The organism is Mariniflexile sp., from assembly GCF_052728615.1.
The window spans coordinates 17,022-29,397 of record NZ_JBFVFE010000051.1 but is presented as its reverse complement, the minus strand read 5'-3'; the positions used below and the strand labels follow the sequence as shown (position 1 = coordinate 29,397).

Here is a 12,376-nt window from a genome sequence, read left to right as displayed (position 1 = left end):
TGTGTTAGTTAAAAAGATGGTTGAAAATGATAAAACAAGAACAAAAGTAAGTGTTACCTAAACGCCTATACCTATTAATTTAATTGATAACCTTATTTTGAATGATGGTTATATTTTTGATTTCTCCACCAAAAATTTTTCCTTGTGGATTACCAATGTAATCAACTGGGCATAGCATTTGGATATTTTCACTCCCCATAAATTGATTAATCACATATAAACTTGTTTTATTTTGCTCTCCAACAAGTTTTATTTTAACATTTTGATGCATTGGAATTTGATAATCGAAAACAATAACTTGTGGTCTATGATACATTATAGGGCTACTTCCTGCCGTCTGATTAGCTCTCACTATTGCGAAACCCCGTTTGATGATTGTTTCTTTATTTTTTTTAAATTCAAATTCTAAGTCAGAATAAATAGTTGCTAATTCTGATGAAAAAAGCACATCTGCTTTGGTACCTTCTTTTGTTTTTAGAACTGTTAATTCCAACGTCCAAGGATACTCAACGTTTTTGATGGATTTACCAATTGATATACTTTGTTTTTCATTTAAACTAATATTCTCTTTTTGGGAATAGATTTGTTTTTGACCTGTATAGTTGCGTTCCAATATGTTCGTCATAGGGATATTTCCCAGTTTTTCAAGCTGAATTTTATAATCTCCATAGGAAATATCGGATTTCGTTCCCCACATTTTTTCAGAAAAAACAAGCATTGAAGGTACACTTAATCTTGCTATTTCAGAGATTGAGTAACCTGTGGGACCGAAATCATTCCAGATGTGCAACTTACTTCCTAAAAGCCCTTTGCTATCCTTCTTTAAATTTTGTTCCGTTTTATCGCTAAAAATCTCAGGCGTCCATTTTTCATATACAAATTTATTATCAACACCATAATAAGGTGCACCGGGTACCACATAGGTATAGTAATGGCTAGAATTTATAAATTGATAACCACGGTCAGATTTATCTTGTGCATCACTTGTTTCCCACATATCAATAATAATATCGTTATCAATTTCTGTATCTCCGGGCATGTTTTCAAAACCTGACCAGATACGGGTTGCTTTATTATTTTTTTTAATAACCTTATTAAAATGGTTGATATATTTTCTAAAAGTATTCCCAATGTGTGTTTTTAAAGAGTCGTCTTTAATACTGTTAATACGGTACTCATCTGTACCAATATGAAAATCACTGGAGTCAAAATGAGGAATAACTTCTTCCAAAATGCTTTCCATAAAAGTATAAGTGTCATTATTTGTGATATCTAAATAATTAGGGCTTAGCCATTTATTTTTTAGGTCAGGCCTGATATTGGTAAAAGCCAATGAATGTCCTGGTAAATCAATTTCAGGGATTATAACAATTCCGTAACAGATTGCAAAGTCTTGTAGCTCTCTTATTTCTTGCCAAGTATAATGTCCATCTTTAGCGGTGAGTTGTGGGTAAAGTTCACTTTCTAAACGATACGCACTGTATCCTCCCCATGAGTTGTCACTTAGGTGCAGGTGTAATTCGTTCATTTTTACCCATGCCATAATCCTAATAAAATCTCTCAATTCATCCACAGTAAAAAATTTCCGGGCAACATCAATTTGTAACATTCGCTTCTCATATTCAGGAAAATCTTCAACTATCCCCATTGGAACTTTATTTTTGTACTGTTCTTGAGAAAATAATTGTAGTAAGGTTCGGGAAGCATATACAAGCGCGTTGTAGGATGATGCGATTACAGTGGTTTCTCGTCCGAATAAAATTTTATAGGTATCCTTATTCCCATTAATAGGTCTATATGCCGTGTCAAAAAATATAGAAAGTGTTTTCTCATTGCCTGGCTCCTTAATGGTTATATCTAAAGTTTTTAACTCATTTACAAATCGATTTAAAAAAAACTGTTCTTTAGTTCCAGTCCCTTCAGTCCAATTAACCGAGACTGAACTAAAACCGATAACTTCACTACTACATTCCCATTTTTGAACCGCTGGCACAACGTTTAATCGCTGTTGTGCAAAAACTACAAGTGGAATGATTACTAAAAAGATATTTAGTGTTATTTGTTTCATTTTTTTAGCTTCTCAAATTACTTGATGTTCTAATTTAGCAAAGCATTTAATTTCCTCAAGAAATCTATTTGCTAATTCATCTGCTTTTTCCTGGGTAACACTTTCCGTATAAACACGAATTATAGGTTCAGTATTTGATTTTCTTAAATGCACCCATTCTGATGAAAAATCTATTTTTACACCATCAATTATGTTAACATCTTCATTTTGATGATTTAAAGCTATCTTTTTCAAGATTTTGTCTGCATCTAAATCTGGAGTTAATTGAATCTTAGATTTACTCATAAAATAACTTGGGTAAGACGTTCGTAGCTCTTTACAGGATAATTTACCATGGGCTAAATGCGATAAAAACAAAGCCACACCTACTAGAGAATCTCTTCCATAGTGTGATTCAGGATATATAATCCCCCCGTTTCCTTCGCCTCCAATTACAGCATTTGATTTTTTCATTTCTATAACCACATTTACTTCTCCAACCGCACTAGCTGTATAAGTCCCTCCATGTTTTTTTGCAATATCTCTAAGAGCCCTTGAAGATGACAAATTAGAAACTGTATGCCCTCCCTTTAATTGTCCTAAAACATAATCTGCACAAGCAACCAAAGTATATTCTTCTCCAAACATAGAGCCGTCTTCACATACAATCGCCAACCTATCAACATCTGGATCTACGACAATACCTAAATCGGCATTTTCTTTTACAACTAAATCTGATATATCGGTTAAATGTTCTTTTAAAGGTTCTGGATTATGCGGAAAATGGCCATTTGGTTCACAGTACAGTTTAATACATTCCACATCTAATTTTTCCAATAAAGCAGGAATTGCTATTCCTCCAGTTGAATTTACTGCATCAACAACCACTTTAAATTTAGATTGTTTTATGGCATTTACATCTACTAACTCTAATTTTAGAACTTCATTGATATGTTTTTCAATATAACCTTCAACTTCAGCATAAACGCCTAAATCATCAACTCCAGCAAAAATATAATCATCGTTTTCTGCTATTTTTAGAATCTTATCGCCTTCTTTTATATTCAAAAATTCACCTTTATTGTTTAATAATTTCAAAGCATTCCATTGTTTTGGATTGTGACTTGCGGTAATTATTATTCCGCCATCTGCAGCCTCCAAAGCAACGGCAACTTCTACTGTTGGGGTTGTTGATAAACCTAAATCTTTAACATGAATACCTAAACCTACTAATGTCTTACTAATTAAGCTACTTATCATATCGCCAGAAATTCTAGCATCTCTACCTATAATCACAGTTAAATCTTTATTCTTGTTTTGTTGCTTTAACCACATTCCATAAGCAGCTGCAAATTTTACGGCGTCTATTGGTGTTAAATTATCACCTACTATTCCTCCAATAGTTCCTCTAATTCCTGAAATTGATTTTATTAATGTCATTTAAATTTCACTTCTATATTTTAATCTATTAAATACGTTGAATCATTTTTTACTTCATAAAATTGAACAACATGACTGTATGTATTTAATATTCTCTCCATTAATATTTCACAAGCAATCTTTGATTTTCCTTCAACTTTAATTCTAATACAAATTTCTTCATTATCACTCTTAAAACTTCCTATACTAAACCATCCATTTGGGAAATAGACTTTCAATTGTTTTGACTCATTGTTTTTAAGGTACAAATCAAATTCTCCAATAATCCAATTAATAAATTTATTGTAAACCCCTAAATTATTTACATGCTCAATTTTAACCAGCTTGTAACGAGGTGATTTAATATTAATAGTTTCTTTATTCATTTGTTTTACTTAGAAATAGCATAAATATTAATAATGCCATCTTACAAACGCCTCCATAGCAGCATAATGTGACAACCCTAATTCATCATATAGATCGGCTGTTTCCCTGTTTCTATCTTCTGCTCGTTGCCAGAACTCCCTACTGTCTGTCCCTTGAAACACCACACCATCTTTTTGTGATTGGTGCTTGAAGATGCCTTTACGTTTTTCTAAAACCTGATCGGGACCCATAGGTACTGCCATATCTATCTCATCTATACCCCATTCTTGCCATGCACCTCGGTAGAGCCAGACCCAGCAATCTTTCATGAATTTCTTTGGCTTTAGCTCTTTTACAGCCGCAAAAATAGCGTCTAAACATACTTTATGTGTTCCGTGAGGGTCTGCTAAATCTCCTGCCGCATAAATTTGGTGTGGCTTTATTTTTTCAATTAAATCTGAAGTTATTTTTACATCCCCAATCCCAATTGGATTCTTTTTTATAGCCCCAGTTTCATAAAAAGGGAGCTCCATAAAATGAATCTGTTCATCTGGAATACCTATAAAATGGCAGGTGGCCCTTGCCTCTCCTTTTCTAATCAATCCCTTTATATATCTTACTTCTTCAATATCTACTTCACTAGATTTTTTGTTTTTTAGAAAGTTGACTGCTTTTTTATATATATCTCCAGCTTCGGTATTTTCTATTCCGAATTTGTTATTATAATCACATACAAAACTTGCAAAACGCAGTGCTTCATCATCTGCCACCGCTATATTTCCAGATGTTTGATACCCTACATGTACTTCATGCCCTTGTTCATGCAGCCTTTTAAAGGTGCCTCCCATACTAATAATATCATCATCAGGGTGTGGACTGAATATAATGATACGCTTTTTTGCTGGCTCTGCACGTTCTGGTCGTTTACTATCGTCCGCATTTGGTTTTCCTCCTGGCCAACCTGTAATCGTATTTTGTAACTTGTTGAATATTTTGATGTTGATATCATAGGCTGGACCCGAATCAGCTAACAAATCGCTCATGCCGTTTTCAATATAATCGGCATCTGTTAACATTAAAATGGGTTTCTTTAAATGAAGTGCCAAACTCAAAACGGCTTTTCTGATAAGCTTATCTGTCCAAACTATTTTTTCAACCAACCAAGGGGTGTTAATTCTTGTTAATTTTGAAGAAGCAGCCTGATCTAAAACAAATGTTGCATTGTTATGTTCCTGTAAATAGGATGCTGGCACACGACTGGTAACTTCTCCTTCTGTTGACGCTTTGATAATATTAGATTTGCTTTCTCCCCAAGCTAGAAGAATAACCCTTTTTGCTTCCATTATTTTTTTAACACCTAAGGTAATAGCTGTTCTAGGTGTGTTTTCCAGACCTGAAAAATCAGCACTGGCAGCAACTCTTGTAATATGGTCCAGTGCCACCAAACGTGTTTTTGAATTTTGAAGTGAGCCCGATTCATTAAAACCTATATGACCATTGCCTCCTATACCTAATACCTGTAAATCGATACCGCCCAAGGCTTCAATTTTCGCTTCGGATGCGTCACAATAATCTGCAATGTCTTGTTTAGATAATAGACCATTTGGAACATGATAATTTTCTTGTAATATATCTATGTGATTAAACAGTTGTTATTTCATAAAACGAACATAACTGTTTACAGAGTCTGGTTCCATGGGGTAATATTCATCCAAATTGAACGATACCACATTTTTAAAGCTCAGACCTTCTTCTTTATGCAAACGCACCAATTCTGCATACAATCCTTTTGGTGAACTCCCTGTTGCCAATCCCAATATACAGGGCTGCTTTTGTGATTGTTTCACCCTGATAAGGGCTGCTATTTCCTTTGCTACCGCTTTGGAAGCTGTAGTTGAATTTTCGTAAACTAAAGTACCAATATTTTCAAATCGCTTTTCGAACCCAGTGGCTTTGTCTATTGTGCTTTTTAACATGTGCTGATTTTTTTTATATATTTTTAGTTGTTTTTTTTAAAATATTTTCCAATACCCAAGTGGTATGAGCGGCAGTACTTCCTGGTGATGGATGCTCACTTTTTTCTAACAAATGACTTTTTATATTCTGAACATGGAAAAATTGAACATTTTCAGGGTTTTTAATAGTAATACTTTCTTTTCTTAATTGATTTTTAAGCATTATTGGTGTTTCTCCAAAAACTGAAAACATTATTTTCCCCTTATCTCCATATATATGAACCATATCCTCTCTTTCTGCTGTTCCAAAATTCCAGCTACCAGAACCCGTTACACCTGATTCATGAATCCAACTTCCAGCAACCGAATCTATAGCTGTATATAGACCTTGCTGATTAGTAGATACGCCTGTAGCTTTATCAATATCTCCTAACAAATAGATAAATAAATCTATCCCATGAGAAGCCAAATCATCAAAATAACCTCCATATGCAATATCTATATTTGTCCTCCAATTATATTCCTTCGAAATATCTATCAAATTAACTGGTTTACTTAAATGCCAATTTATATGCCTTATTACCCCTATTCTATTTTCTTCAATCCATAATTTTATTTGCTTAAATCTTGGAAGTGATCGTCTGTAATAAGAAACAAATAATGGGATATTTTTTATGTTAAAAGCTTTATTTATAACCACACATTCTTCATAAGTTGGCGCCATAGGCTTTTCAATACAGCATATTTTACCAGCTGCTGCTACCTTAAGCGCATAATACCCATGAGAATCTGGTGGCGTAGCAATGTATATAGCATCAATTTCAGAATCATTAATTATATCATCCGCATCACTATAAAACTTTGGAACTCCATGTCTTAAAGCATAATCTTGAGCTTTTTCAATGTCTCTACGCATGACCGCATGTAACTTAAAACCTTCTACTTTTTGGTAAGCGGGTCCGCTTTTAAGTTCGGTAACATTTCCACAGCCAATAATTCCCCATTTATAAACTTTGTTCATGATTTACCAATTGTTCTTTAATACCCTCTAATTTTTTATTTTGATGTCCAGCTTTTAAATTTATGCCCCCATATTGCAAAAAATAGAATCATAGCATAACAAGGTATCAATATCCAATAACTACTTGTGGCTGCTGCTGCCAAAGCATCTACTTGTTGCATGCCTTCCGTAATTAGTTCATGTTTATTGCTATCTACCATCCTCCCATAAAGTGGTGGGATGATGGCACCACCTGAAATAGCCATTATCAATAATGCGGAAGCCGTTTTGGTAAATTTGCCCAAGCCTTTCAAGGTCAATGGCCAAATGGCTGGCCATACCAGTGCATTGGCAATGCCCAATGCCGCCACAAATAACACTGAGGTAAATCCTGTGGTAAATAAAATACAGATGCTGAAAACAATCCCTAAAAGGGCACTTAGTATCAAGGCGGTTTTTTGCTTTAAGTATTTGGGGATTAAAAACACCCCCAAAGCATAGGTGGCAACCATGGACATAAGCGTATAGGTTGTAAAAAACTTAGCTTCTTCGCCCGTAAACCCTAACGATATTCCGTAAGCAATTATGGTATCCCCAGCAATTACCTCAGCGCCCACGTATACAAATAGCGTTAAGACACCTAACCATAAATGTGGAAATTGAAAAATACTCGTTTTGGTAATTTTACTGTCTTTTGTTTCTACTTCTTCGTTTGCTTCAACATGTGGCAAGGGGGCTTTTCTGATTAAAATGCCCAGTAAAAACAATACAACCGCCATCACTAAATAGGGCATGAATACACTGTCTGCCATGGTATCGAGAAGCACCGCTTTTTCTTCTACACCCGCACCCAACAATTTTTCCTTGACCCCATCTATTCCGGACAACAGGATGGCTCCAAAGATCAGGGACCCCAAGGCCCCTGCGGTTTTATTGGCGATGCCCATGATGGCGATACGCTTTGCGCCGCTCTCGATCGGCCCTAAAATAGTGATGTATGGATTGGCCGCTGTCTGCAACAGCGTCATGCCCATGCCTTGTATGAAAATACCCGATAAAAATACCCAATAGGTCCTTGCCTCGGCGGCGGGAATGAACACCAGGGCGCCAACGGCCATGACCATCAATCCTAAGGACATCCCTTTTCGGTAACCGATCTTGTTCAAGATGTATGATGCAGGTAACGCCATCACTACAAACGATATATAGGATGCCGATGCCACTAGATAGGATTGCGCATCGGTAAGCTCATTGATGGTCTTCATAAATGGAATCAATGCTCCGTTGATCCAGGTGACGAACCCGAAGATGAAGAAGAGGCCGGCTATTATGACGGTGGGCACTAAAGTGCTGTTTTTAGTGGATAACTGTTGTGGATTTGACATAGAAGTTGGTTTAGCGTTGGATAATATTATTATTGAATTTCTTTGTATTTTTCAGTTAAACTTTGCAATAATTTGAATTGGTTTTTTGCCCGATCAAAATTATGCTCTGGATATTTTGTTTTGTAATACACATCGTTGTTCAGAAAATCAGTTAAAAAACGCAAACCCATAATAAAGATCATGGTTTTTGCCCCTAACGGCAAATATTCAATTTCCATGGGACTTAAAGAGTCCTTCACTTTTTCTAAAAACCCCTTGGTGTAAGCGTTGTAGTAATGTGTATTAAACGATACCAAATCTAAATTCGTTTCATCTTCGGCAGCCGTATTGCAAATAGTTCGTATCGCATCGCCAAAATCGTAATGCACAATTCCTGGCATCACCGTATCGGTATCGATAACACACAAGCCCTTATTATCTTTTGAGAACAAGGCATTTGATATTTTAGTGTCATTATGTGTAACCCGTAATTTAATGTCGCCCGATTCCTTTAAATTTTGAAGAATGTGCATCTCTTCCTTTAATTCCACAACATAATCTATAGCCGTTGTTCCTTTGAAAAGACGCTCTTTGGATGCCGATTGCAACGCCGAATTAAACTGAGAATATCTAAAAGACATATCGTGAAATTTCGGGATGACCTCTGTTAATTTAGATACATCAAAATCGCTTGTTAAATTCAGGAATTCTCCAAATATTTTCCCGCCTTCGTAAGCCACTTCAACATCTTTAACCGTTTCAAAAGTTAGGCTGTCATCAATAAAATACATGAGGTTCCAATAGTTGCCAGTTTCATCTTGATAAAAAGCATTGTTATCTTTGGTTGGGGCAAACCTTAGTACTTGTCTTTCCAATTCCTCTTTGGGCAAATGGCTCAATTTATTCTGAATGTGCCGACTGATGGCCACTTTGTTGTTGATCAAACCCGGAACATCCTTAAAAACACCATGATTGATGCGTTGCAGAACAAAGTAAGGTCTGTTTTTTGTCAGTATCAAATAGGTGTCGTTAATATGGCCAGATGCCAATTCTTTATAGGAATGAAATTCGCTCCCGTGCTGAAACTGACAAAAAATAGATTTTAGTTTTTCCGTAACCATATTACCAAAGTTTTGTTGGATAAATTCCTTGCTCCTTTAATTTTCCTATTGCTTTTTCAACAATGGCCTTATCCTCTTTATAAGTGACCCCGAACCATTGGGCATCGGACTTTAAAACCTCTACGGTCGCTTTTCCTGATTTCAAAATTTCATTGACTATGGAAGGCAAGTAAAACTCCGCTTTTAAGTTGGATTGATTCGCTTCTAAAAACTGCTCAAATAGTTGATTGCCGAATTCGAAACATTTTGGTGTGAACCCCCAGAAATTCATGGAAACAATCGTGTTTTCATCTATGGAAACAAATTGTCCATTATCATCTTTTCGTATCAATCCACCCTTAATTTTTTCGATATGGGTTCTTTCGGTGACATCAATTAAATATCCATTTTCATCAACTTGACATTCTCCTCTGGACACAAAGCCATGGTCGGATACGGTGTTTTTTAAAAGATAAGCCATAGTATTGAATTGATAAGATTTTTTATCTTTTTCCATGAGTGATCTTGCCATCACTTCAAAAGCTTCCTTACCATAAAAATCATCGGCATTGATGATGGCAAAATTTTCCTTAACAACATCTTTTGCCATTAAAAGCGCATGCCCCGTGCCCCAAGGTTTTACCCTGTCTGGATTGATGTATTTCTCGGGCACACTGTCCAGTTCCTGGAACACATAGGCTACCTCAGCCCTTCCTTTTAGTTTTTTATCAAAAATGGCCCTAAAGTCATTTTCAAAACTTTTTCTGATGATGAAGACAAACTTTCCAAAACCTGCTCTTAAAGCATCATAAATTGAAAAATCCATAATGGTATCTCCCTCTGAAGTAAAAGCGTCCATTTGTTTTAATCCGCCATATCGGCTTCCCATTCCCGCCGCTAAGACTACTAGTGTTGGTTTGTTCATTTTCTTTAATTATTTTAAATATTGCTGTTTTTTTGTTAACTTTTAACGTTAAGTTTTTTACCCACTTTTATAAATGCCTCTATAGCTTTGTCTAAATGTTCTTTGGTGTGTGCTGCAGATAACTGAACTCTTATCCGCGCCTTGTTTTGTGGTACTACTGGGTAGAAAAAGCCAATGACATATATCCCTTCTTTTAATAATTCATTTGCCATGTCTTGCGAAAGTTTAGCGTCATACAGCATGACCGGTACTATGGCTGCATCTGCGCCAACCAAATCAAACCCAGCTGCTTCCATGTTACTTCTAAAGTAGTTGGTGTTTTCTTCAAGTTTATCACGTAATGAAGTGTCATTCTCTAACATTTCAAAAACCTTTAAAGATGCTCCAACAATGGATGGTGCCAAAGAATTTGAAAACAAATAAGGTCTGGAACGCTGACGTAGCATTTCAATAATCTCTTTTTTGCCTGTTGTATAGCCGCCCATGGCACCTCCAAGAGCTTTTCCTAATGTCCCAGTAATAATATCCACTTTGCCCAAAACATTTTTCAACTCAATAGTCCCACGGCCTGTTTTACCAATAAAACCAGCAGCATGACATTCGTCAACCATAACCAAGGCACCATACTTATCTGCTAAATCACATATTTTATCCAATTCTGCAACTACACCATCCATTGAAAAAACACCATCAGTGACAATAATTTTAAAACGATGGTTTTTCTTATTGGCTTCAATTAATTTAGTTTCTAAATCAGCCATATCATTATTGGCATATCTATAACGAGCCGCTTTACATAAACGAACCCCATCAATAATAGATGCATGGTTTAAAGCATCTGAAATGGTAGCATCCTCTTTTAGATAATAAAGGTTCAAAAACACCTCCGTTAGCATCAAATGCCGCCGCATATAAAATGGTATCTTCACAATGAAAGAATGCAGCTATTTTAGCCTATAATTCTTTGTGTATATCTTGAGTACCGCATATAAATCGAACAGAAGACATTCCAAAGCCATGCGTATCCAGAGTATCCTTGGCCGCTTGAATAATATCTTTATTGTTGGACAATCCTAAGTAATTATTGGCGCAAAAATTGATAACCTCTTCACCTGTGGAAACTTTAATAACAGCATCTTGCGAGGTGGTTATGATGCGCTCTTTTTTATACAGACCATTATCTTTAATAGCTTGTAATTCGTTTTCCAGATTTTCTTTAATGCTTCCGTACATAGTATATTATACTGTTATTGAATTATAATATTCCTTTAGCTTTTGTATCATTAATTCCGTCATCATATCCAAATCAAAAGCTGGTTTCCATTCCCAATCATTCCTTGCAGATGAATCGTCTATGCTTTTAGGCCATGAATTGGCAATGTTTTGCCTAAAATCAGGTTTATAACTTATTTTAAAATCAGGATATATTTTCTTTATAGAATGATATAACTCTTTGGGGGTAAAACTCATTCCCGATAAATTATAGGAGGTTCTTACATTTATATCTTCAATAGGTGCATCCATTAATTCTATGGTTGCCCTAATGGCATCATCCATAAAAATCATTGGAAGCTTTGTAGTAGCTTCCAAGAAGCATTCAAAAGACTCGTTTTTAACCGCTTTATGATAAATATCCACGGCATAATCCGTAGTACCTCCACCTGGTAATGATTGATATCCTATAACCCCAGGGTATCTTAATGAGCGAACATCCAAACCATATTTGTTATAATAATAATTATTCCAAATTTCTCCTGAAACCTTACTAATTCCATATACTGTTGCAGGTGTTAAATTTGGTGACTGAGGCGTGTTAACTCTTTCAATTTTATCACCAAACACTGCTATTGAACTAGGGTAGAAAACTTTATTGACCTTGTGGATTCTGGCGACTTCCAAAACATTGAATAGAGATGTCATGTTAACATCCCACGTATGTAGCGGGAACTTTTCTCCATTGGCTGAAAGAATTGCAGCTAAATGATATATTTCTGTTATTTTATATTTGGTTACTATCTGTTCAAGAGCCTTGAAATCCGTCGCATCTAAAGTTTCAAAATGGCCATTGAAATCTGCTTTACTTACCAAATCGGAAGCAATAACACGGTTCAATCCCCATTTAACCTGAAGCTTTTCAGTTAAAACCGTACCCAACTGGCCAAAAGCACCAATTACCAATATCATATTAATCATAAAGTAA

8 protein-coding genes and 2 pseudogenes are annotated in these 12,376 nt (G+C 35.6%); all 10 read right to left on the bottom strand.

The genetic code is table 11. The features are described from left to right. Positions 1-79 precede the first annotated feature (79 nt). The 10 genes and pseudogenes from ACU1LP_RS15460 to ACU1LP_RS15415 all read right to left on the bottom strand — a co-directional run bounded on the left by ACU1LP_RS15460 (position 80) and on the right by ACU1LP_RS15415 (position 12,369). A complete protein-coding gene (locus ACU1LP_RS15460; protein WP_445736726.1) occupies positions 80-2,068 on the bottom strand; it encodes a beta-N-acetylhexosaminidase in 1,989 nt (662 codons plus the stop codon). Positions 2,069-2,080: 12 nt separating this feature from the next. After that, positions 2,081-3,487, bottom strand: a complete 1,407-nt coding sequence (glmM, locus tag ACU1LP_RS15455) for a phosphoglucosamine mutase (RefSeq protein ID WP_445736725.1) — start codon at positions 3,485-3,487, stop codon at positions 2,081-2,083. 20 nt (positions 3,488-3,507) lie between these two features. Beyond that, positions 3,508-3,852 carry a hypothetical protein gene (locus ACU1LP_RS15450; protein WP_445732518.1) on the bottom strand — a complete coding sequence of 115 codons (345 nt, stop codon included), beginning with the start codon at positions 3,850-3,852 and terminating at the stop codon, positions 3,508-3,510. Positions 3,853-3,879: 27 nt separating this feature from the next. Further along, positions 3,880-5,808 (bottom strand): annotated as a pseudogene (gene nagB / locus ACU1LP_RS15445) (glucosamine-6-phosphate deaminase). Positions 5,809-5,821: 13 nt separating this feature from the next. After that, positions 5,822-6,808, bottom strand: coding sequence for a Gfo/Idh/MocA family protein (locus ACU1LP_RS15440; RefSeq protein ID WP_445732516.1), 987 nt, complete (start codon positions 6,806-6,808; stop codon positions 5,822-5,824). Positions 6,809-6,843: 35 nt separating this feature from the next. Then, complete coding sequence (locus ACU1LP_RS15435; protein ID WP_445732515.1) at positions 6,844-8,172, bottom strand: sugar MFS transporter; 1,329 nt, start codon at positions 8,170-8,172, stop codon at positions 6,844-6,846. 29 nt (positions 8,173-8,201) lie between these two features. Further along, positions 8,202-9,272 (bottom strand): phosphotransferase enzyme family protein, encoded by a 1,071-nt coding sequence (locus tag ACU1LP_RS15430; RefSeq protein ID WP_445732514.1) that lies wholly within the window; start codon positions 9,270-9,272, stop codon positions 8,202-8,204. 1 nt (position 9,273) lies between these two features. Further along, a complete protein-coding gene (locus tag ACU1LP_RS15425) occupies positions 9,274-10,176 on the bottom strand; it encodes a nucleotidyltransferase family protein (protein ID WP_445734783.1) in 903 nt (300 codons plus the stop codon). A 35-nt stretch (positions 10,177-10,211) separates the two neighbouring features. After that, positions 10,212-11,409: pseudogene (kbl, locus tag ACU1LP_RS15420) on the bottom strand (glycine C-acetyltransferase). A gap of 6 nt (positions 11,410-11,415) precedes the next feature. Next, positions 11,416-12,369, bottom strand: a complete 954-nt coding sequence (locus ACU1LP_RS15415) for an NAD-dependent epimerase/dehydratase family protein (protein ID WP_445734879.1) — start codon at positions 12,367-12,369, stop codon at positions 11,416-11,418. Positions 12,370-12,376 lie beyond the last annotated feature (7 nt).